20 protein-coding genes are annotated in these 21,528 nt (G+C 71.1%); 13 read left to right on the forward strand and 7 right to left on the reverse strand.

The features are described from left to right. The first annotated feature begins 7 nt into the window (after positions 1–7). From CCN42_RS02400 to CCN42_RS02440, 9 genes are all read left to right on the forward strand, one after another. Positions 8–493 carry an SRPBCC family protein gene (locus CCN42_RS02400; RefSeq protein ID WP_086732856.1) on the forward strand — a complete coding sequence of 162 codons (486 nt, stop codon included), beginning with the start codon at positions 8–10 and terminating at the stop codon, positions 491–493. Further along, the gene (locus CCN42_RS02405; protein WP_339384370.1) at positions 490–1,236 is read left to right on the forward strand and encodes an SDR family oxidoreductase; all 747 of its coding nucleotides are present in this window, start codon (positions 490–492) and stop codon (positions 1,234–1,236) included. Before CCN42_RS02400 ends, CCN42_RS02405 begins: the two co-directional genes overlap by 4 nt. 19 nt (positions 1,237–1,255) lie before the next feature. Further along, positions 1,256–1,570: an antibiotic biosynthesis monooxygenase family protein gene (locus CCN42_RS02410; protein ID WP_143661828.1), complete on the forward strand. Its 315-nt coding sequence runs from the start codon at positions 1,256–1,258 to the stop codon at positions 1,568–1,570. A 6-nt stretch (positions 1,571–1,576) separates the two neighbouring features. Continuing rightward, complete coding sequence (locus CCN42_RS02415; protein ID WP_086171401.1) at positions 1,577–1,897, forward strand: antibiotic biosynthesis monooxygenase family protein; 321 nt, start codon at positions 1,577–1,579, stop codon at positions 1,895–1,897. Between the two features lie 14 nt (positions 1,898–1,911). Further along, positions 1,912–3,180 (forward strand): FAD-dependent monooxygenase, encoded by a 1,269-nt coding sequence (locus CCN42_RS02420; protein ID WP_086732837.1) that lies wholly within the window; start codon positions 1,912–1,914, stop codon positions 3,178–3,180. A gap of 9 nt (positions 3,181–3,189) precedes the next feature. Continuing rightward, positions 3,190–3,654, forward strand: coding sequence for an anthrone oxygenase family protein (locus CCN42_RS02425; protein WP_086732838.1), 465 nt, complete (start codon positions 3,190–3,192; stop codon positions 3,652–3,654). Positions 3,655–3,700: 46 nt separating this feature from the next. After that, on the forward strand, positions 3,701–4,531 hold the full coding sequence (locus CCN42_RS02430) for an SDR family NAD(P)-dependent oxidoreductase (RefSeq protein WP_211294616.1): 831 nt from the start codon (positions 3,701–3,703) through the stop codon (positions 4,529–4,531). Positions 4,532–4,753: 222 nt separating this feature from the next. Continuing rightward, a complete protein-coding gene (locus CCN42_RS02435; RefSeq protein ID WP_158102046.1) occupies positions 4,754–5,299 on the forward strand; it encodes a cupin domain-containing protein in 546 nt (181 codons plus the stop codon). Positions 5,300–5,399: 100 nt separating this feature from the next. Beyond that, positions 5,400–7,106, forward strand: coding sequence for an NAD(P)/FAD-dependent oxidoreductase (locus tag CCN42_RS02440; protein ID WP_086732840.1), 1,707 nt, complete (start codon positions 5,400–5,402; stop codon positions 7,104–7,106). Positions 7,107–7,269: 163 nt separating this feature from the next. Here CCN42_RS02440 and CCN42_RS02445 read toward each other — a convergent pair whose 3' ends face one another. Continuing rightward, a complete protein-coding gene (locus CCN42_RS02445; RefSeq protein WP_245877115.1) occupies positions 7,270–8,028 on the reverse strand; it encodes an SDR family NAD(P)-dependent oxidoreductase in 759 nt (252 codons plus the stop codon). Between the two features lie 282 nt (positions 8,029–8,310). On the opposite strand from CCN42_RS02445, the gene CCN42_RS02450 reads away from it, so the two are divergent. The 3 genes from CCN42_RS02450 to CCN42_RS02460 all read left to right on the forward strand — a co-directional run bounded on the left by CCN42_RS02450 (position 8,311) and on the right by CCN42_RS02460 (position 11,583). Continuing rightward, on the forward strand, positions 8,311–9,549 hold the full coding sequence (locus CCN42_RS02450; RefSeq protein ID WP_158102047.1) for an acyltransferase family protein: 1,239 nt from the start codon (positions 8,311–8,313) through the stop codon (positions 9,547–9,549). A 43-nt stretch (positions 9,550–9,592) separates the two neighbouring features. Further along, a complete protein-coding gene (locus CCN42_RS02455; RefSeq protein ID WP_086732843.1) occupies positions 9,593–10,636 on the forward strand; it encodes a methyltransferase in 1,044 nt (347 codons plus the stop codon). Between the two features lie 299 nt (positions 10,637–10,935). Next, positions 10,936–11,583, forward strand: a complete 648-nt coding sequence (locus CCN42_RS02460) for a response regulator transcription factor (RefSeq protein WP_158102048.1) — start codon at positions 10,936–10,938, stop codon at positions 11,581–11,583. Here the strand turns inward: CCN42_RS02460 and CCN42_RS02465 are convergent. The 6 genes from CCN42_RS02465 to CCN42_RS02495 all read right to left on the reverse strand — a co-directional run bounded on the left by CCN42_RS02465 (position 11,564) and on the right by CCN42_RS02495 (position 20,092). Continuing rightward, positions 11,564–11,992, reverse strand: a complete 429-nt coding sequence (locus CCN42_RS02465; RefSeq protein ID WP_158102049.1) for an ester cyclase — start codon at positions 11,990–11,992, stop codon at positions 11,564–11,566. The genes CCN42_RS02460 and CCN42_RS02465 overlap by 20 nt on opposite strands. A gap of 11 nt (positions 11,993–12,003) precedes the next feature. Then, positions 12,004–13,668 (reverse strand): NAD(P)/FAD-dependent oxidoreductase, encoded by a 1,665-nt coding sequence (locus CCN42_RS02470; RefSeq protein WP_245877116.1) that lies wholly within the window; start codon positions 13,666–13,668, stop codon positions 12,004–12,006. A 137-nt stretch (positions 13,669–13,805) separates the two neighbouring features. Further along, on the reverse strand, positions 13,806–16,031 hold the full coding sequence (locus CCN42_RS02475) for an MMPL family transporter (RefSeq protein ID WP_245877118.1): 2,226 nt from the start codon (positions 16,029–16,031) through the stop codon (positions 13,806–13,808). A gap of 243 nt (positions 16,032–16,274) precedes the next feature. Then, entirely contained in the window at positions 16,275–16,952 is a 678-nt protein-coding gene (locus tag CCN42_RS02480; RefSeq protein ID WP_086732848.1) for a hypothetical protein, read from the reverse strand. Further along, positions 16,952–17,275 (reverse strand): PadR family transcriptional regulator, encoded by a 324-nt coding sequence (locus CCN42_RS02485; RefSeq protein ID WP_086732849.1) that lies wholly within the window; start codon positions 17,273–17,275, stop codon positions 16,952–16,954. Before CCN42_RS02485 ends, CCN42_RS02480 begins: the two co-directional genes overlap by 1 nt. Before the next feature lie 1,743 nt (positions 17,276–19,018). Next, positions 19,019–20,092 (reverse strand): transposase family protein, encoded by a 1,074-nt coding sequence (locus tag CCN42_RS02495; RefSeq protein WP_245877117.1) that lies wholly within the window; start codon positions 20,090–20,092, stop codon positions 19,019–19,021. A gap of 571 nt (positions 20,093–20,663) precedes the next feature. Here CCN42_RS02495 and CCN42_RS02500 point away from each other — a divergent pair. Then, complete coding sequence (locus CCN42_RS02500; RefSeq protein ID WP_158102050.1) at positions 20,664–21,476, forward strand: helix-turn-helix transcriptional regulator; 813 nt, start codon at positions 20,664–20,666, stop codon at positions 21,474–21,476. Positions 21,477–21,528 lie beyond the last annotated feature (52 nt).

The following is a 21,528-nucleotide window of genomic DNA, read 5'->3' on the forward strand; positions in this document are numbered from 1 at the left end:
CGACCAGCTGCGGCCGGCCGCCGCCCGCACCGAGAACAGCGTCGTCATCGACGCGCCGTTCGACCTGGTGTGGGACATGACCAACGACGTGGCGAACTGGCCGAACCTGTTCAGCGAGTACGCGTCGGCCGAGATCCTGCGCCGCGAGGGCGACACCGTGCGGTTCCGCCTGGCCCTGCACCCGGAGGAGGACGGCAAGGTCTGGAGCTGGGTGTCCGAGCGGGTCATGGACCGCGCGAACAAGTACGTCAAGGCCCACCGTGTCGAGCCGGGGCCGTTCGCCTTCATGAACATCCACTGGCACTACCGGGAGACCGGCACCGGGGTGGAGATGCGCTGGGTGCAGGAGTTCCACATGAAGCGGGAGGCCCCCCTCGACGACGAGGGCATGGCCGCCCGCATCGACACCAACTCCCGGGTGCAGCTGGCGCTGATCAAGGAGCGGGTGGAGGCGGCGGCCCGCAGCCGCGCCGCGGCGGCGGTGCGGCGGTGAGCGCGGTGGACTTCGCGCTGAAGGGCCGCCACGTGCTGGTCACGGGCGGCACCCGGGGCATCGGGCGCGCCACGGTGCTGGCGCTGGCCGCGCAGGGCGCGTCGGTGACCGCCTGCCACGTGCGGGAGGGCCGCCCGGCCGAGTCGCTGCGGCGCGAGCTGGACGAGCAGGGCTTCCAGGGGTCCCTGGTGCGCTGCGACATCGCCGACCCGGAGCAGGTGGAGCGGCTGGTGACCACCGCGCACGAGACGCACGGGGCGATCGACGCCGTGGTGAACAACGCCGGGGTGATCAGCCATCTGCCGCTGGAGGAGCTGTCCCCGCCGGAGTGGCACCGCATCCTCGACACCAACCTGACGGGGATGTACCAGGTGATCCGCGCGGCGCTGCCGTATCTCGCCGAGGTCGCCTCGGTCGTCAACATCAGCTCCGCCGTGGCCCACCACGGGATGCCCGGCGCCGCGCACTACGTGGCGTCCAAGGCCGGGGTCATGGGCCTGACCCGGGCGCTGGCCAAGGAACTCGGACCGCGGGGGGTGCGGGTCAACTGTGTCGCCTCGGGCCTGGTGGAGACGGACCAGATGAAGGCGGTCACCGCTCAGGGGCGGGCCCGCTACGAGCAGATGATCTCGCTGCGCCGGCTGGGCCGGCCGGAGGAGATCGCGGACGTGGTGCTCTTCCTGGTCTCGCCCGCCTCCCGGTACGTCACCGGGGCCACCCTCGACGCCGACGGCGGCATCTGACCGGAAGGGAGCCGCGCCCGTGCTGCGCACCGTAATGGAGATGAGGGTCCGCGAGGGCTGCGAGGGTGAGTTCCGGGCCACCTGGCTGGAGACGGCCCGGGCGGCGGCGCTGCTGCCCGGATGCGCGGGGCAGACCCTGCTCCGTGACCCGGACGACCCGCACACCCATCTGATCATGGCCGACTGGGCCGACCGGGCCTCCCTGGAGGCCTTCCGGAGGAGTCCGCAACGGGCGGAGCTGAGCGCCCGCCTGGAGACGTTCCGCGCCTTCGCCCACCAGCGGGTGCTGGAGACCGTCGCCCATCTTCCCGCCCGGCCCACCGAGGAGAGGTAAACCGTCATGCCCGTACGTGTCATGGTGTCCGCCCGGATCGAGGAGAAGGACCGGGAGGCCTTCGAGGAGGCGTACCGTCGCGTCACCGCCGCGGTCCGCGGCACCCCCGGACACCTCCGCGACGAACTGCTGCGCGACGCCGAGGAGCCCGGCCGCTACGTCCTGCTCGCCGAGTGGGAGAGCGAGCAGGCGTTCCGCGCCTGGGAGGACGCCCCCGGCCACCGGGAGACGGCGGCGCCCATGTTCCCGTACTGGAGCGGTGGCGGCATCGAGCGGCGGATCTACGATCTGCGCGCCCGGCTCGACAGCGTTCCGTCGCACGGCTGAGCCGGACGGCTGTCATGGCGACCATCCGCGAGGCGGGAACCACCCGCAAGACGGCGGCCATCCGCAAGGCACTGGTGATCGGGGCCGGCATCGGCGGGCTCACCACGGCGGCGGGCCTGTTGCGGCAGGGCATCGAGGCGGAGGTGTTCGAGGCCCGCCGCACCCCGGGGCTGCTGCTGACCGGCGGCGGTTTCATGCTCTGGCACAACGCGTTCCTGGCCCTGCGCCGGATCGGTCTCGACGAGGCCGTCGCCGCGGACTCCGTCCGGATGCGCTTCCACGAGTTCCGCTCGGACACCGGCAGGCGGCTGGCGCGCTGGCACCTGGACGGACCGTCGGAGCGCTGCGGGGCGCCGGCCTGCGCCCTGCGGCGGTCCACCCTGCACAAGGTGCTCACCCACGCCGTGGGCGACCACCGCATCCGGCTCGGTTCCCGGCTCACCGGCTGGACCGAGGACGGCGAGGGCGTCACCGCGCACTTCGCGGACGGGTCCACGGCCCGCGGTGACGTGCTGATCGGCGCGGACGGGCTGCGCTCGACGGTACGCGCGCGGATGCGGCGCGGCTTCGAGCCGCCCCCGCGGTACGCGGGCTACACGGCCTGGCAGGCCATCACCCGGCTGCCGGGCGAGTCCCTGGTGCCCACGGGCACGTTCTTCAACCTGTGGGGCAGGGGCGGCCTGCGCTTCCTGTACTGCCGGCTCGACGAGAACGAGGTCTACTGGGACGCCATCACCAGCGACCGGGCCGCGACCGGCCTCGACACCCTGCGCCACAGCCGCCGCGACGAACTGGCCGCCGCCTACCGGCACTGGCCGGACCCGGTCGGCCGGATCATCGCCTCCACCGACGAGGAGGCGATCCTGCCGGTCGCCGTCCACGACCGTCCGCCGGGCGGCGGCTGGGCGCACGGCAGGGTCGTGCTGGTGGGGGACGCCGCCCACCCGATGACGCTCAACCTCAGCCAGGGCGCGGGACAGGCCATCGAGAGCGGCGTGGTCCTGGCCGGCCTGCTCGGCCGGACCCCTCCGGACGAGGTCCCGCGGGCGCTGCGCGCGTTCGAGGCCGCCCGCCGGGAGCGGACCGCCGACATGGTCGGCACGTCGTGGCGGATCGGCACGCTGGGGCTCGTGCACAGCACACCCCTGTGCCGGCTGCGCGACCTGATGATGTACGTCTTCTTCGACACCGTCGCCCGCGGCCAGAGCTACAGGCTGATGCTGGACGACCGGCTGGAGCGCGGCCCGGTGCTGCCGGCGGCCGGCTCCGCCGGGTCGGGGTGAGCGCGCGTCATGCTCGCCCCCTCGCTTGCCGCCGTGTTCGTGCTGTGCACCGGGGTGCTGGCCGGTGCCCTGGTCGCGGTCGAGCGGGCCGTCGTCCCGATGCTGCTGCGCCTGCCGCGCCGGACGTGGTCCGAGGTGCACCGGCTGCTCGACCCCGGGTTCGACCCGCTGATGCCCACGGTCAACAAGGTCGCGCTGGCCGCCGGGCTCGGGCTGTCGTTCCTGGCCCCCTCGGCGGCCTCCCGCGCCGTGTTCGCCGCGGCGCTGGCCTCCGTGGCGGGCGTCGCCCTGGTGTCGGAACTGCGCAACGTACGGATGAACCGGCGCATCGACGCGTGGGCCGACGCCGGAGAGATCCCGGACGGCTGGGACACGCTGCGCACCGACTGGGCCCGGGCCAACCGGCGGCGCACGGTCTGCGCGGTGCTCGCCTTCTGCGCGGCCCTCGGGGGCTGCTGGCTGGCCTGGGGATGACTGACCGAACGACCACCGATGGCCAAGGAGCCGAGGAGATGATCCGGTGAACGCGGCACATGCCGAGAGGGCGCGCGAGCAGTCGCTGTCGCGCGGTGAAGTGGCTCGGGAGGAGGGTGAGTTCGGTGGCCGGGTCGCGCTCGTCACCGGCGCGAGCCGGGGCATCGGCGCGGCCACCGCCCGGCTGCTCGCGGCCCGGGGCGCGCGGGTGGCCGTCAACTATCACCGGAGCGCGGACCGCGCCCAGGAGGTGGTGGACTCGATCCGCCGCCGGGGCGGCCACGCGGTTCCGGTACGGGCCGACGTCACCGACCCCGGGCAGGTCCGCGACCTGGTCGCCGGTGTCACCGCCGAACTGGGTCCGGTGGACGTGCTGGTGCTCAACGCGGCCGGTCTCGGCGCCCACGAGGCGCGGATCGCGCCCGCGACGGAGCTGGACTGGGCGGACCTGGAACGGGTGGTCACCCAGCAGCTCAAGGCCCTCTTCCTCACCGCGCGTGCCGTGCTGCCCGGCATGACGGAGCGGGGCGCCGGATCGATCGTGGCGCTCGGGGCGGCGCTGGCCCGGCGGCCGGCGCCGCGGTTCCTGCCGCTCGCCGTCGCCAAGGCGGGAGTGGCCGCGGCGGTGCGGACGCTGGCCCTGGAGGCGGGGCCGGCCGGTGTGCGGGTGAACGCCGTCGAGCCGGGGCTCATCCTGACCGAGCTGGCGGCGCACATCCCCGAGCGGCAGCGCCGGGCGGCCGCCGAGCGGGCCGCGGTGCGCCGCAACGGGACGCCCGAGGACGTCGCCGAACTCATCGCCTTCGCGGCCTCTGAGCGCGCGTCCTACCTCACCGGCGGCTGTCTGCTCGCCGACGGCGGCACGGCGTTCGCCTGACCGGGCTTTTCCCCTGTTTATCCGGCTCTTTATCGGCCGCTGGTGTGCTGAGCGGGACTGCCGCGAGCAGCTCGCCGAGACGCGGCCGCCAGACAAGCACATCGCCAGACAAGCACATCGCCAGACACACGCAGCCGCCAGGCACACGCAGCGCCAGAAAGACGCATGCGCCAGAAAAACGCATCCGCGAGAGAAACGCATTCGCGAAAGGAAGGGAAGAACGTGTCGAAGACCGAACGCAAAGTGGTCTCCCGGGACGAGACCGAACCCGTCTGCTGGTTCGGCGAGGAGGGCCGGTTCCTGCTGAACGCGGAGGACACCGGCGGGCTGTACAGCTTCTACCAGATCACCACCCGGCCGGGCAGCGGTCCGCCGCTGCACGTGCACGAGACGGCCGACGAGGCGTTCTTCGTCAACCAGGGGCGCTATGAGTTCGAGGTCGGCGGCGTCACGGAGGTCATCTCGGCCGGCACCGTGATCTACGGTCCGCGCGGGGTGCCGCACCGGTTCCTCAACGTCGGTGACGAGCCGGGTCAGTTGCTGGTCATCCACACGCCCGGCGGTGTCGAGCACTTCTTCCGCGGGCTGTCCGCGCTGGTCGCGAACGGGCGGCCGGACTGGACCAAGATGCAGGAGCTGGCGAGCAGTCACCGCATCCGCGGGTTCCAGCCGCCTCCGGGTGCCCACGGCGACCTGGGCGGCCCGCCGCCCGGCGTACGACGGGGTGCCGGTGCCCCACCCGGCGCGGGCCGTGGGGAGCGGGGCTGACCGCTCCCGCGGCGCGGGTGCCCCGGCAGGGATCCGGGGCACCGCGGTGCCCCCTCCGCGCAGACCCCGTACCCCCGCTGCATCGACCAGGGAGGACCACATGCCCGGACCGCTGTCCGGCCACCGCCCCCGACCGCGCGTCGTCGCGCCCCGCCGGCACGACGTGATCATCCTGGGATCGGGCATCGCCGGCTCGACCCTGGGCGCCATCCTGGCCCGGCAGGGCGCGTCGGTCCTGCTGCTCGACGGTGGCACGCATCCCCGGTTCGCCGTCGGTGAATCGACGACCCTCTACACGCTGAAGGTCTTCCGGCTCCTCGCCCGCCGCTACGACGTGCCCGAGCTGGAGCCGCTGACGTCGTACGAGGGCTGCCGGGACGAGATCGCCCCGACCTGCGGCACGAAGCGGCACTTCGGCTTCATCCGGCACGAGGAGGGCAAGGAGCCGGACCCGGCCGAGTTCCTGCAGTTCAGTCCGCCCTCCAAAGTGCTGCAGACCAGTCATCTGTTCCGCCAGGACACCGACGCCTATCTCTTCCACACCGCCATCGGCTACGGCTGCGACGTGCGCCAGGCGTTCCACGTCGAGGACGTCGAACTCGCCGACGGCCACGTGGCCGTGGTCGGCAGGGGCGGGGAGCGCCACGAGGGCCGTTACCTGGTCGACGCCAGCGGCTTCCGCTCCCCCGTCGCGCACCGGCTGGGGCTGCGCAGGCCGCCGGAGGCCCTCAAACACCACTCGCGCTCGATGTTCACGCACATGATGGGGGTCCGGCCGACCGACGCCTGTCTGCGCGTGGGCCCCGAGGACGCCCCGCCCATCCCCTGGGTGGAGGGCACCATGCACCACGTCTTCGAGCGCGGCTGGTTCTGGTCGATCCCGTTCAACAACGCGCCCGGGTCGAAGAACCCCCTGGTGAGCGTCGGACTCACCCTGGACGAGCGCCTGTACCCCAAGTCCGAGGAGCTGAGCCCGGAGGAGGAGTTCCGCCGCTTCGCGGCGCGGTTCCCCGCCGTGGAGCGGCTGTTCACCGAGGCGCGCACGGTGCGGCCGTGGGTGTCGGCGGGCCGGATCCAGTACGCGTCCGAGCGCACGGTGGGGCACCGCTGGTGCCTGATGTCGCACGCGGCCGGCTTCATCGACCCGCTGTACTCGCGCGGTCTCACCAACACCGGCGAGGTGATCAACTCGCTGGCGTGGCGGCTGCTGGAGGCACTGGCCGAGGACGACTTCGACGAGGAGCGGTTCCGCTACGTCGACGAGTTGCAGCAGGGGCTCATCCGTTACAACGACGAGCTGGTCAACTGCTCGTTCGTCTCGTTCTCGGACCATGCCCTGTGGAACGCGGTCTACCGCGTCTGGTGCGCGGCCGAGGTGCCCGTCAACCTGCGTTTCGACCGGTTCACCGAGCGGTTCACGGACTCCGGGGACGACGGGGTGCTGCGGGTGATGGAGCAGGCGGCGTACCCCGGTCTGCCGGTGCCCGGCTCGCACGGCTACAAGGCCCTCTTCGACGAGATGGTGCGGGTGTGTGACGCCGTCGACCGGGGTGAGCGCGCCGCCGCCGACGCGGGCCGTGAGCTGATGCGGACCGTGGCGAACGCGCCCGTGGTGCTGGACCACCTGGGGCTGCGCGACCCGGACTGCCGCTTCGTCTACCCGAAGCCGGAGGATCTGCGGCGGATGGCGCACTGGCTGCGGCACGAGGGGCCGGACGAACTGCGCTATCTGACCACGGGCGTGGATGTGCGCGGGGTCGCCCTGCCGTCGGCGCCGCACGAGGAGAGGGCGCCGGTGCCGCAGTGAGGACGGCGTCCCGTGCGTGACGGGACGAACGAGCGGGTGGTTCCCCGGCGACCGGCCGGGGAACCACCCGCTCGTGCTGTCGGGGCCGTGGGCCGGCCGGGCGGCGGGGAAGTCCGGGCGGCCGGCCGTGGCCTCCCGCCCGGAGCGCCGGGGACAGGCGCGGTCATGCCTGGTGGACGCGGCGGACCAGGGCCCGCACGACGGAGCGCGGCATCGCCCGCATCAGCGGCAGCCGGACGCGGTAGGCGAGGCCGGGGACCACGGACGGCCGTCCGGCCGCCACCGCCTCCAGGCCGGCCCGCGCCACTTCGTCCGGCGTCAGCCAGTTGATCTTCGGGAGGGTGTCGGTGGACACCCCGGCCGCCTGGTGGAACCCCGAGCGCGTGAGGCCGGTGTGCACGGTGGTGACGTGGACGCCGTGCCGCTCCACCTCCATGGCCAGGCTCTCCCCCAGCGAGGAGAGGAACGCCTTGGACGCGGCGTAGGTCGCGGAGCGCGGTTTGGGCAGCACGGCGACGAGCGAGGACACGTTCACCACTCCACCGGCGCCCCGGGCGATCATCCCGGGCAGGCAGGCGCGGGTCAGCCGCAGCGGCACCACCGCGTTGAGCACCGCGGTGTGCAGTTCCCGCTCGGCGGGCAGCTCCGCGAACGCCCCGGAGCCGCTCGACCCGGCGTTGTTCACCAGCAGTTCGACGGGGTGCGCCGGATCGGTGAGCCGCTTCTCCACCGTGGCGAACTGCTCCTCGTCGGTGAGGTCGGCGGCCAGCACCTCGGCCCGGACGCCGTGCCCGGACTCCAGCTCCGCGGCGAGTTCCCCGAGCCGGTCACCGCGACGCGCGACGAGCACGACATCCACGCCTGCCGCCGCGAGCCGGCGCGCGAATCCCTCGCCGATTCCGCTGGACGCACCGGTCACCATCGCCGTTCTGTAAGGGAATTCCCGCATGACGCCCTCGATTCGTCCGGAAATCGGTCCACACCCCACGAGAATAGCCGCAGCATCCGTGCGGCAAACGGGAATTCCGTCAGCCATTTACCGGCCGGGGCCGACTTTATGGACGCTTAATGGCGGGTTCATCGGCAGCTGCTGCAATGCTGCTGCACACTCGGCCGGTGTACGGCCACTTCATCCGCCGCCACCCGGAATTCCGGGGCCGACGGCCAGTCCGCTCTCCTTCACCGTCACCGAATGGCTGGTGCCATGACCTCATCCGCCCCGCGGCCGAAATCCCCGCCGGCTGCGCCCGCCGCCGCGCCCGCGACCCTGCCGGGCACCCGGCTGAACTCGCTGACCGGCCTGCGCTGGATCGCGGCGTTCGCCGTCTTCCTCAACCACCTGACCACCCTGCTGCCGCTGCCGCACACCGATGCCGTGTTCGCGCTGGGCGCCTCCGGGGTCACCTTCTTCTTCGTGCTCTCCGGCTTCGTGCTGACCTGGACGTTCCTCGATGGCGACCGGGCCGGCGCCTTCTACGGGCGCCGCTTCGCCCGGATCTGGCCGGTGCTGGCGGCGGGCGCGCTGCTGCCGCTCGCGCTGCAGCTGCCCGGCGTGCCGGACGGCGAGACCGGCGAGGTCGTGCTGATGGCGGTCTCCGCGGTGCTGCTCCTCCAGGCGTGGGTGCCCGGCTGGATCCTCGGCGGAACCAGCCCGGTGACCTGGTCCCTGGCCTGCGAGGCGTTCTTCTACGCGCTCTTCCCGTTCCTCGGCGGATTCGCCCTGCGCCGCTCGCTGCGCTGGCTGGCCGGAGCGGCCGTGGTGCTGGTGCTGATCGGCTGGGGCATCAAGGTCTGGCTCTGGGAGGCGTATCCGCCGCAGGCGCGGCCCGCCTTCACCGGCATGGACGGGCTCATCTTCGGTGTGTACTCACCGATCGCCCGCATCTGGGAGTTCCTGCTCGGTGTGGTGGCCGCGGCGGCGGTCCGCAAGGGCTGGCGCTCGCCCCTGGGGACCGGTGCCGCCACCACGGTGCTGGCGGCGGGGCTGCTGGTGCTCTGGCTGCTGCGCGACGAGACCTGGCGCGCCTTCGTGGTGTACGACGCGCTCGGCCAGGTGACCGCGCCGCTGTACGCCCTGGTGGTGGTCGCGGTGGCGCAGCGGGACATGTCCGGCCGGTCCTCGTGGCTGGGCACGCGGCCCATGGTCTTCCTCGGTGAATGGTCGTACGCGTTCTATCTGCTGCATTTCACCGTGCTGTTCGAAATCGCGTCGGCCGTCTTCGACCGGAAGAGCATCATCGAGTTCTACATGATGCCGGTGGAGGCGAGCTGGTCGAACGCCGGATGGGCGCTGCTCGCCCTCGGCATCACCACGGCGCTGTGCGCCCTCGTGTACCGGTTCTACGAACGTCCGCTGGAACTCCGGCTGCGGGTCCGCATGGGAAGCAGAAACGCACCGCGGGTCGAATCCACCGGTCTTGAGGCCCAGCGGGACCCGGTGTGAGCGGCCGCACCGAACGGCACCGGGAAGGCGAGGGTGAGCGGCGATGACCACGCGGGAACCGGGCACCGCCGGCCGGCCGGGGGCGCTCGAGGACCCCTACGACGTGATGTTCGTCGGATGGTCGTTCGTCCGGAGCAGGCTGCTGAGCGCCGCGCTCGAACTGGGCGTCTTCGCCGCCCTGGCCGAGCGGCCGCTCGGCGGGGCGGAGCTGTCCGCCCGGCTCGGTCTGCATCCGCGTGCCGCCCGGGACTTCCTCGACGCGCTGGCCGCGGTCGGGCTGCTGTCCCGGGCGGACGGACGGTACGGCAACAGTCCTGCCGCGGCCCGGCATCTGCTGCCGGACCGGGACGGGTACGTGGGCGGCTTCCTGCGGATGACGAGCGAACTGATGGGCAACGACGCGCAGGGGCTGACCGGGCTGCTGCGCACCGGCGACGCACGCGGCCAGAACACGGCCGGCGAGGTGCCGTTCACCCGGATCTTCCACGACCCGGAGCGGCTGCGGCTGTTCCTGTCGGCCATGGACTCCTTCAGCACGGCGGTCGCCGAGGGGCTGTGCGCGTCCCTGGACTGGTCCGGGTACCGCACCTTCAGCGACATCGGCGGGGCGCGCGGCAACCTGGCCGCGCGCCTGGCCGCCGCCCACCCGTGGCTGACCGGCACGGTGCTCGACCGTCCGGCGATGAAGGCGCCCTTCGAGGACCTCGTGGCCGAGCGGGGCGTCGGTGACCGGCTGGCGTTCGTGGGCGGGGACTTCTTCGTGGACGACCTGCCCCGGGCGGACGTGGTGATCCTCGGCAGCGTGCTGCACGACTGGCCGGACGAGCGGCGGCTGGAGCTGCTGCGCCGGGCGCACTCCGCGGTGCTCGACGGCGGCTGCCTCGTCGTCTACGACACGATGCTCGACGAGGAGCGGTCACGGCCCGAGTCCCTGCTGCTCAGTCTCGTCATGATGACGCAGTCCGCGCACGCGAGCGGCTTCTCGGCGGCCCAGTGCCGCCAGTGGGTGACGCGGGCCGGGTTCACGGTGCGGCGGACCGTCTCGCTGCCCGCGCTCACCACCGCGGTGATCGCCCGCAAGAACTGAACCCACCACGCGCACCGACCGCCCCCGGCCCGGGACAGGCACGTTCCCGGGGCGGGAGCGGGCGCGTCCCTTCCGTGCCGGACTTCGCGCCCAGGGACCCGGGGACCGCAATCCCGGCTCGAACGGGCGGGACGGTTCGGGCCGGCGCCTTCCGTACGCGCGGTTTCGCGACGTGCGCGGCGGCTTCCGGCGGGCCCGGATTCGCCAATCTGGGATACGCACCGATGTGGATCCGACGGACCTGTACCGCTCTATTCTGTCTGCAAGGTCCGCACTGTCCAGAACATCCGGGGGAATACATGTCAGGCTCGGCTCGCACCACGGTCCTGCTCGTCGATTCGCACCCCATTTCGCTCACCGGACTGCGCACCATTCTCGAGCAATTTCCCGATATCCAGGTGGCCGGCGAGGCGGCGGACGGCGAGACGGCGGCCGCCCGCTATCCGGAGCTGCGGCCGGATGTCGTGGTCATCAACTCCCATACGGAGACCGACGCGGCGGAGGCCGTCCGCCGCGTCGGCGCACCGGCCGGCACCCGGCCGTCAGCTCGGGCGACCCCGACCATGCTCGTCCTGATCGACGAGGTGGCCTCGGCGGCCGAGCGGGTCCCACTGCCGGGGGTCAAGGGCCTGCTCTCCAGCCGCAGCAGCGCGCAGGAGCTGGCCGCCGCGGTCCGGATCATGGCCACCGGACGGTCGCTGCTCATGCCCACGGCCCGCCCGGGTTCACGGTGTTCACCGCTCGAACAGCTCACGGACCGGGAGCTCGAGGTGTTCCGGCTCATCACCCGCGGATACACGAACGCCGAAATATCCGAGGAATTGACCCTGAGCCAGAGCACCGTGAAATCCCATATCCAGAAAGTAATGGAGAAACTGGGGCTCCGCAACCGCGTGCATGCGGTCATCTTCGCCTACGAGAAAAACATCATTCATTCCGGCTCGTAGCGCGGAGTTGGGACACGACCTTCCAGAGGTCGAACACATTGCGGTCCTCCACGACCAGGCCGTCCTCGACCCGCCACAGCTGCACTCCTTCCGACGTGACCGGGCGCCCGGTGGGGGCGATCCCCGCGAACTCGCCCACGTGGGTGGCCCGGGTGGTGAACCAGGTGGCGACCCACGGTCCTTCGGCGATCTGGAGCCCGACCTCGACCGTGAGGCCGGCGAACGCCGCGTGCCGCCGCCGTACGCTCCGCTTGGGGCCCTCGGGACCGACCGGTTCGCCGCCCAGCACGAAGCCGGGGGCGAAGACGCGGTCGGCCACGTCGACGTTGCCGCGGGTCCATCCCTCGTCGAACCAGTACCGGGCGAGCGCCTTGTTGGCGTCCTGCACGGCGGTCGCGTCCTTCCGCACGGCCGTTCCCCTCACCGGTTTCCGGTCGCGGCCGGGGACCGGTCGCCCGCCCGGCGCAGCGCGGCCAGGCCCTCCCGGCCGAGCGAGCCGAGTTCGGGCAGGGGGGACGCCGCCGCCCATTCCAGGAATGCCGCCATGTCCCGGCGGTCGGGATGAATGAACCGGCGGTCGGTGTCCTTCCATCCGAACCCCGGTGAGACCGCTTCGCTTTCCCGTACGAGCCGCAGCACGCGGTCGGCGGCCGTGTCGCCGTCGATGAGATGCGATTCGTAGTCGAGGCAGGCTCGTTCGGTTCCCTGGAGCAATTCCCTGAAGGCGTCGCTGTCGGGCCACCACAGACCGGTGTGCGGCGCCTTCTCCAGCCTGTCGAACACCGTGGTGTCCCGGTCCTCGCGGAATCGGCGCAGGGCGTTGTTGATGCGCAGGGTGCCGGGGGTGTTGCCGCTGCCCCAGACCCGGAAGACCGCGTCCCAGAGGCGGAAGTGGGAGAAGGCGATGAAGGAGCAGTTGACGAGGGTGTCGTTGTGGTCGAGCAGTCCCTGCTCCAGTTCCTCCACGTACCGGAAGCGCTCCTCGTCGAAGTCGTCGTCGGCGAGGGCCCGCAGCACCCGCGGGGCGAGCGCGTGGATGATCTCGAAGGTGTTGGACATGCCGCGCGAGTAGAGGGGGTCCAGGAAGCCGGCGGCGTGCGACATCAGGCACCAGCGCGGGCCGACGGTGCGCCGCGAGGAGTACTGGAGCCTGCCGGTCGACACCCATTCGCGGACCTTGCGCGCCCCCTGGAACTGGCGCTCCACGGCGGGGAACCGCGCCGCGAGCCGGGCGAACTCCTCCTCGGGGCTGATGTCATCCGGCTTCGGGTACAACCGCGGGTCGAGCGTGACGCCCACGCTGCACAGCGGGTTGCGGGAGAGTTCGTGGTTGTCGAAGGGGATGATCCAGAACCAGCCCCGCTCGAAGAGGTGGTGCATGGTGCCCTCGTGCCAGGGCACCGGCGGACGGGTGCCCTCCGGGGCCTGTACGACGTCGTCGAACGGCCGCACCCCGATCATGTGGGTGAACAGCGAGCGCGAGTGGTGCCGGAACCGCGGCGGCTGCTCGCGCAGCCCGAACCGCTCGGCCAGCGGGGAACGGAACCCGCTCGCGTCGACGACGTAGCGGGCGCGGACCCGGTGCCCGTCCGTGCCGGTCAAGGTGGCCCCCGCGGCGTCGAACTCGACGCGGGCCACACGCCACTGCTGGCGGCTCTCGCAGCCGTACCCCACGGCGACCCGGAACAGGTAGGCGTCGCTGTCCTGCCGGAAGAGGTGACTGGCCGAGGTGAGGGCGTCGGGGATGACGAACTGGTGGGCCTCGGCGGGGTCGGGCTCCTGGCCGGGGCGGTGCAGCATGAACCCGAAGTGCCGTTTGCGGCCGAAGGTGTTGCTCACCTGCTCGTTGATGGTGGTGGCGTCGGCCAGCGCCTCGAACTCCGGGATGTCGTACCGCTCGGCGAGCACCTGGAGCCAGGCGACGAGCTGGGGGATCATCGACTCCCCCACCGCGAACCGCGGGTGGGTGGCCGCGTCGGCGAGCAACGCCTTCGCACCGCTGCGGGCCAGGACGGCACCCAGGGTGGATCCGGCGATTCCCGATCCGAGGATCACCACGTCGTAACTCGGCCGTTGTGTGGACACGTGTCGGTTCCCTTCGCAGTCGGCGGGTGACGGACGGCGCCGTGCGCTCACGTCCGCGCGACCACCCTCGCCCACGCCGATGAAGGCCGGAGAAAGCATGTGCAAGCCACCGCGCCGGGGCGCGGTGGCTCGCCCGGTCAGACCCGGCCCTGCTCCCGGGTCCTGGCGGCGGGATCCGCCGGCGCGGTGCCCCGCCCCGCGGTGCCGTCCTGACCGGTCGGAGTGGGCCTTGGGCCGGCTGTCCCGGCGGGGGATGTGACGAGCAGCCGGCCCAAGGAGCGCGGGAACCACCAGTTGGACCGCCCGAGGAGGGTGACCAGGGCCGGGGTGAGCAGGCCCCGGACGACGGTGGCGTCGATGATGATGCCCGCCGCCAGCGCGGTGGCGAACACCTTCACGTCGGTGATCGGGAGACTGGCCAGTGCGGTGAAGGCCAGGAACAGGATGAGCGCGGCGGAGGTGACGAGCCGGCCGGTGCGGCTGATGCCGGTCACCACCGACGGCACGACGGTGTCCCGCACCCCTTCCTCGGTCAGGTCGAGATGGGTCTCCCGGATGCGGTGCAGGATGAACACCTCGTAGTCCATGGAGAGCCCGAAGAGGAACGCGAACACGGCCATGGGGACCCAGATGGTGATGGCGCCGACGGCCGGGGTGTCGAAGAGCAGTTCGCTGCCGTAGCCCTTCTGCCAGATGAGGACGACCGCGCCGTAGGCGGCGCAGGTGGACAGCGCGTTGAGCACCAGAGCCTTGACCGGCAGCACCACCGAGCGCAGGGTGCGGGCCAGCACGACGAAGGTGACCAGTCCGACGAAGAGCACGATGAGTCCCAGCTCGCCGTAGACCGCGTCGATGAAGTCGGCGTCCTGGGCGGGTCCGCCGCCGGCCAGCGCGCCCGGCGTCTCCCGGGCGGTGTCCGTGACCTCGGTGACCGTGTCGCGGCCGCTGCCGCTCGACGGGTCCTCGGTGGTCCACACGTCGACGATCCGCCGGCCGTCCCGCGTCCAGTCGGACGGCGCGACGGAGCCGGCGACGCCGTCGATGCCGCTGAGCTTTTCCTTCATGGCGTCCGCGCCGTCCGCGCCCACCAGGACCTCGACCGGGCGGGCGATGCCCTCGCCGAAGCCGGCGTCGACGATCCGGTCGAAGGACCTGGCGGGCTGTCCGCCCTGGGCGAGGGTCGTGGTGGCCGGCTGACCGAGACTCAGGTACAGCACGGGCGCGGCCAGGGCCAGCAGCACGGCACCGCTGAGCAGCGCGGACAGCGCGGGGCGGCGGGTGGTCAGCTGGGCGACCTTGGTCCACATCCTGCTGTCGGGGCGGTGCCGGCGGCGCGGCCGGTCGAGCTTGTCGCCCCAGGAGTAGAGCAGCACGGGCAGCAGGGTGAGCGCGACGGCGACGCTGACGAGCGGGATGAGCAGACCGGCGTAGCCGACGCTGCGCAGGAAGGGCACGGGCAGCACGACGAGCGCGGCCAGGGAGATCGCCACGGTCGCGCCGCTCAGTGCGACGGCCCGGCCGGCGCTGGCCAGGGAGCGCACGATGGCCTCCGTGCGGGCCTCGGGCTCGGGGCCGTCGGCGCCGGGCTTGTTGCGCTCCTCGCGCCAGCGGGTGACGACGAGCAGCGCGTAGTCGATCGCGATGCCGAGGCCGATGAGAGCCACCAGGTACTGGACGATGAAGGAGACGTCGGTGATGCCGGTGACCCCGCGGACCAGCAGGAACGTGGTGGGGATCGCGGCGGCGGCCATCAGCAGCGGCACGATCGCCAGACCGCTGGCGAAGACCAGGGCCAGCACGACCAGCGCGCCCACGGCTCCGATCAGGGTCTCGTAGATCGGGCTGCGCTGGGCGCCGCTGTCCCGGCCGGAGAGCACCGGCTGCCCGGTCAGTTCGACCTGGGCGCCGGCGATCCTCGTCTGCTCGACGGTCTTCTTGATGGCCGGGAGGGACTGCTCGTACGGCGCGTTGGACGGGTTGGCCGGGGGGTAGACGAGCGCGACCGTGGTGCGCTTGTCCTCCGACAGCAGCGAGTCGTCGCCGGTGCCGGCGTACGAGACGCTGCGACCGCCCTGGGGGGTCACCTGGGCCACCAGGTCGCCCCACTGCCGGCGCACCTCGGGGCTGTCGGCGGTCGTGCCCTCGGGAAGGGTCACCACGAGCAGCAGCGGGGCGTTCTTTCCGCCCGTCTGGGAGAAGCGCTGGGCCAGCGCGTCGTTCGCTTCCTGGGCCGGCTTGTCCGGGAGCCGCGACTCGAAGGTGAGTCTGTCGATCGTGCTGCCCGACATGGCTCCCCCGGCGAGGGTGAGCACCACCCACACCAGAGCCACGGTCCACCGGTGAGCGAGCACCCACCGTGTCATGCGCTCCACGGCACCGACCTCCTGTAGTGACACTATTCTGTAGCCACGCTACTTATCGACGCACAAGGTAGCGGCCCGATCACGGCACCGCAACCGCGAAGTCCGTCGACGACGGAAGTCAAATTGCGCCCGGCACAGGGCAGTTGGGCGCCAACAGCAGAGCTCCCCGTGCGGGACGACCGGGAAGGTCGTCCCGCACGGGGAGCTCTGGGAGAAGGCGGCGGCCGTCGGCGCGCCGGCGCGTCAGACCGGGTCCACTCCCCGCACCACGGAGACGAAACGCTTGAAGTGCAGACCGAAGTACAGGGCGGACAGGACGGTCAGCGTCGCCGGAACGGACACCATCGGCCAGTCCAGCGACTCCGGGTGCGACAGACCGCGGTTGAGCAGCAGCAGCACCAGCGCGCCCAGCGTGCACAGCAGCCCGGAGAGGGCCGCGAGGGTGCCCGTGGTGACCGTGTCGTCGCGCCGCTCGACCGCCGCCCGGATGCCGGTGCCCCTGCGGAGCCCGGAGAAGGCACCCGCCAGGCAGATCACACAGCCGAAGGCCACCAGCGAGATGCCCGTCAGCAACAGCGGCGGATGACGCACCGCCCAGGGACCGGCCGGCCCGCCGAGCAGCGCGGCAGCCCAGGTGGCCGCGAGCAGCGGCAGCACGCACACCGCCCGCAGCGACAGGCGCTGCGCGCTCAGCCGGAGCGTGGCGTCGTTGTACGCGCGCGCCACCTCCCCGGGCGGCCCCCACTCCCGTACGGCCCGCCGCGCGGCCTCCTCGGCGTCACTGCAGTCCTGCAAGTTGCCCTCGGCCGCGCACTGCAGACCGTCCATCACCTCGTCGAGAATCGCGGCCCGGCGCGAGTCGTCGCCGACGAGGTGTTTCGCCAGGCGGTCGGTGTACCCCTCGAGAACTCCCGCCCCCATCAGACCTCGCCTCCCAGTACGACGGAGATGACCGAGGAGACCTCCCGCCACGCCGTGCGCTTGTCGGCCAGCGCGCGGCGGCCCGCGGCGGTGAGGTAGTAGTTGCGGCGGCGCCGCCCGTTGTGGCGGGACCACTCGCTGCCGACGAGGCCGGCGGCCTCCAGGCGGTGCAGAGCCGGATAGACCGTGCCCGTCGGCAGGTTGATCGCGTCACCGCTGCGCCGCTTCAACTCCTCGATCACCGCGTAGCCGTGGAGTTCGCCGGGCTCCAGGACGGACAGCAGCATCCCTTCCAGGTTCCCTCTCAGGGTTTCCGCCTTCATGTCCAACCACACTACACATCGGGGTCCGAGCCGGACACGGTCCGCGCGGGCCCGCCTGCCGCTGGCCGCGCACGGCCCACGACGCCCGCGGAGAGCCCCGGACGGGCCCGGCCGGCGGCCCCGGAGCGGCCGCCGACGGTGGCCAGGTGGTTCGTCCGGAGCGGGCAGGACTCGTCCGCGCCCGGCCGGCACGGTGGTGTAGACCGGCCCCACGATGCCGGAACCGGTGACGCACCCACCGGCTCGGGCTCGTTCCTGGGGCCTTGCCGCGGCCTGGGGCACAGCGTCTCCTCTGGGTCGGCAGGGCACGGGAGGGGCGGAACCGGCCTCTCGCGTCGCGTCGGCCGTCGCGTCGATCGTAGGAACTCGGAACGCCGTGCCGCGACTTCGAGATTGCTCAGCCGCGGCCTGGTCCGGTCCTCGCGGGCAGGACGTCCCGCTCGAACGCCGTGACCCCCTCGAACGCGTCCACCGCCGCCGCAAGCCCACCGGCCGGCCCGAAACCCGCGAGAACGTCTACGCGGTCCCCAGCCTCGCCGCCCATCAAACCCGCCCCATCGACCTCGCCGCCGCCATTCGCGGGTTGCGTGAAGTTGCGGAACCGGCCATATGGCTCATCCTGGAAATAACACACGACCGCCGCGCCAGCATGGCGTATCGCCGCCGCACCAGCTGAGAAACGCGAGATTGGAGATGCGCAATGACAGAGATCGACGCGGCTGTAGTGGACTCGAACGCGTCCAGCGCTACGATCCTGGCAACGATATTCAACAAATCAAGTCGTACTATCGCCACGGGCGGCACAGTGCGACTTACGGCAGCTCCCTTTGGGACCGGAAATTTCACTGATGGGACTTTCGGCTCGATCGCGCCAGGGGGACAAGAGACGCAGCTTATCAATTGGGATTTGGAGCAAGACGATATGGGACATACCCCATATCCGACGGCCGCCCGCTATTTCCTTTCAGCGGAAGGGGGCGGGGCCTGCTCAGGCGGAACCGGTCAAAATCCAGAAGGAATCGCAGGAGTCCGATTCTCCATATTTGACTCTGACTGGGCATAACTGCGCCGATCCCGGACAGAGGGGCACCGGCTCCCCGAAACAGGCGAATAACGTTTCACCCACTCGCCAGAGCCGATGTGTCCTTCAACATACCATCATCAGGCGGACGTCAAATTGTGAGGAGCGGAGTGCCTCTAGATGCCACAGGTCGGTTGGTCGGCACTCGCAGCACCATGATCATGGTTGGCGATAAGAACCTAATCCCCTGGCTTCCCGTACTGTGGAGTTCCCGAGACGGTGGCCTGGGGTAAATGGCGGTCCCGTCCGGAGTCAGCGAGGAGATCATGTCTACTTCGTCATTTCAAATGTCGAGCTTCACTCCTGTTGACGGTAAGATTGTCAATCAAAGCTCGACCTCTGTATCGTTCTCATTCTCTAGCGCATACGTAACACATATCAGCGTCGACATATGGTCTGAGGATGATCAAGACGCAACCTACGCTGACAGGAAAGAAACGGATACGAACGGTACCGATGATGTGGGCTTGTCGTTTGCCGTGCCCGCCGCCGTTAACCTGCACTACAAGATTACGATCAGTGGTGACCCCGGCTCCAATAATATTGTGCACGTCCGCATCGAGTGGTAACTCGTTAGCATTCCGTGTGCCATCCCAGCCCCGCCAGGGCTTGATCAAGTTCCGCGCGGGTGGTCTTGGCGATGTTGTCGGATCCGAGGATCTTCAGGGTGCCGATGGCGAGGTTGCGGATGGTGGCCATGGCGCGGGGTGCAGTGCCGGTGTGAATGGTCGAGGCGTCCTCAGCGAACGTGACATCTCGGATGGGCTGGGAAGAATTCTCGATTCCCCCAATGCCCGCGGATGGCGGCGGCGAGGTCGATGGGCGGGTTTGATGGGCGGCGAGGCTGGGGACCGCGCGCGGGTTTCGGGCCGGCCGGTGGGCTTGCGGCGGCGGTGGACCCAGATGGCGAGGTGGGCGTGGGGGAAAGCGATGCCGCCGAGGTTGTCGGCGATAGCGCAGGTCTTGATCGAGCGGGACTCGCGGCGGCCGTGGGCGGTGGCGGAGGCGGTGTGCTGGACCTTGATCGAGGTCCAGGGCAGGGCGGCGAGTTGGGCGTAGGCGGTGGGCTGGTTGGTCTTGATGACGGCGATGCAGTGGGCCTTCTTCGTCTCGACCAGCCAGGTGATGTTGCCCTTCACCGAGTGGAGGGCATCGAAGGTGACGACGGTGTCGGCGAGGTCGAGCGGTGCCAGCAGGAATTTGAAGTGGCGCACTTCATTGGTCTTCGCACCGACTTCGACCTGGGCAATCGTGGCGACGCAGTCGTGGGTGACCGCCGAGAGGCAGGTGGCGCCGCGCCGCGGCCAGGCGGGCTGAGCCCGTGAGAGCCTTGCCGTCCACGGCGATGATCTGCCGCGATCGGGTCTCGGGCAAGTCCGCGGACGCGGTGATGCGGTGCGGTCGGCCAGGTAGGCGCCCACAGCCTGGTCCAGGGCGTCGCCGTCACGTGCCTGAAGGACGCGTCCGAGAGTGACCGGCTTGGGGCAGCGCCGCCAGCCGAGCAGGTGACGGCGTACCCCGAGGGATGCCAGCAGCGAGTTCGTGGCCCGCTCACCGAACTCGGCGAGTTCATCGATGCTCTCCGCACCGCAGACGGCCGCGCAAGCACACATCCACAAGATCGCCGTCAGCGAGTACCACCGGCCCCGGCGTGAGCGCGGACCCGGAACCGATTCGAGGTAGGAGCCCAGGTCAGCGATCCGGACCGCATCCAGCGGCCCCAGCTTCTCCAGCACGGCAGGGATGGGGGAAGCTGCAACAGCAGGCACGGGACGTCCTCGTGATCATCCGGCTTCGACACCACAATGATCACGAACCCCCGTGCCTGCTCTGCCATCCGCCCCTACCGGCCTGATCGTCAACCCTCCACGCAAGCACGGAACTTGACGGAACCCTGAGGGTTCGCCGCTCCACTTTCCCGGCCGCGTCCTTCTCATTCACGGGTCTTTCCTTTCTGCCCGTCCCGCCGCCGAAATCAAGCACCCTGTGGGCGGCAGCAGTTGAGCGGGGCCACGGACGGGGGACGATCGGCACGGCAACGGCGGTACGGGTACGTCACGGCACCCGAACTCGCCCCGGCGCGGCGCCCCCACCTGATCAACCGCACCCGGCCGCGCGACCCTTGTCGCATTTTCGGACAGTGAATTCGGTGGGGAATTCCGTGGCGCCGCTCCCCCAGGACACCCACGACGAGTCGGAAAGGACGAGGAAGACATGGCAGCACGCCGCGTCGAAGGACTGGCGCCGACGCTCCACCCCTCGGTCATGCCGCCACATCACCCAGCCGTCAGAGAGGGAGCCCACAGAATGGAACACCTCGCGCAGGGCGCGGTCATCACCATCCGCGAGCGGTTTCACGAGCCCCTCAGCCTGGACGACCTGGCCCGCTCCGTGATGGTGAGCAAGTTCTACTTCCTTCGGGTATTCCGCCGTATCACCGGCGTGACCCCGGGCCGTTTTCTCAGCGCGGTCCGTCTGCACGAGGCGAAGCGTCTGCTGGCCGACACCCGTCTCAACGTGGCCGACATCTCGGCACAGGTCTGCTACAGCAGCACCGGCACGTTCTCCCGCCGCTTCACCGCGTCCGTCGGCATCTCCCCCACCCAGTACCGCAGGATCTCCCGAGGAGAGTGCGCCGAACACCCGGCAGTCCTCCCGCCGGTCGCGCCGGCCGGCCCGCTGGGCTCCGTTTCCGGCACCGCCCACGTCACGGGCACACCACTCTCCCCGCTCTGCATCGGTGCCTTCGACAGCCCTGTCGTGCAGGGGCGGCCGGTGGCCTGGTCCATGCTCGACGGCGCCGGGCCCTTCTCGCTGAACAACGTGCCGCCGGGCATCTGGTACCTGCACGCCGTAGCCCTGGGCGCCCACATCGCCGACGACTTCACCAGCGGACGTCCGCTCCTGGTCGGCACGGTGGGTCCGGTGCAGATCACCGGCGGCACCCATGTCCGCCTCGACATGGCGGTCCAGCCGGAGGACTGGACCCGCCCACCGGTACTCCTCGCCCTGCCCGGCCACGATCCTCTGCCCGGGCGGCCGTCCCCGAGACCCCTCCCCCGGCGGGCCGGCTTTCCGGCTCCGGCCCATGGCTACCGGCGCGCCCTGGCCACCGCCTGACCGCACCCGTCCCGCAGTCCGTGCCACGCGGGGGTGGCCGACGGGCAAGCGG

The sequence above is a fragment of the Streptomyces glaucescens genome (genome assembly GCF_002154375.1).
In the GTDB taxonomy this organism is placed as follows: Bacteria; Actinomycetota; Actinomycetes; order Streptomycetales; family Streptomycetaceae; genus Streptomyces; species Streptomyces glaucescens.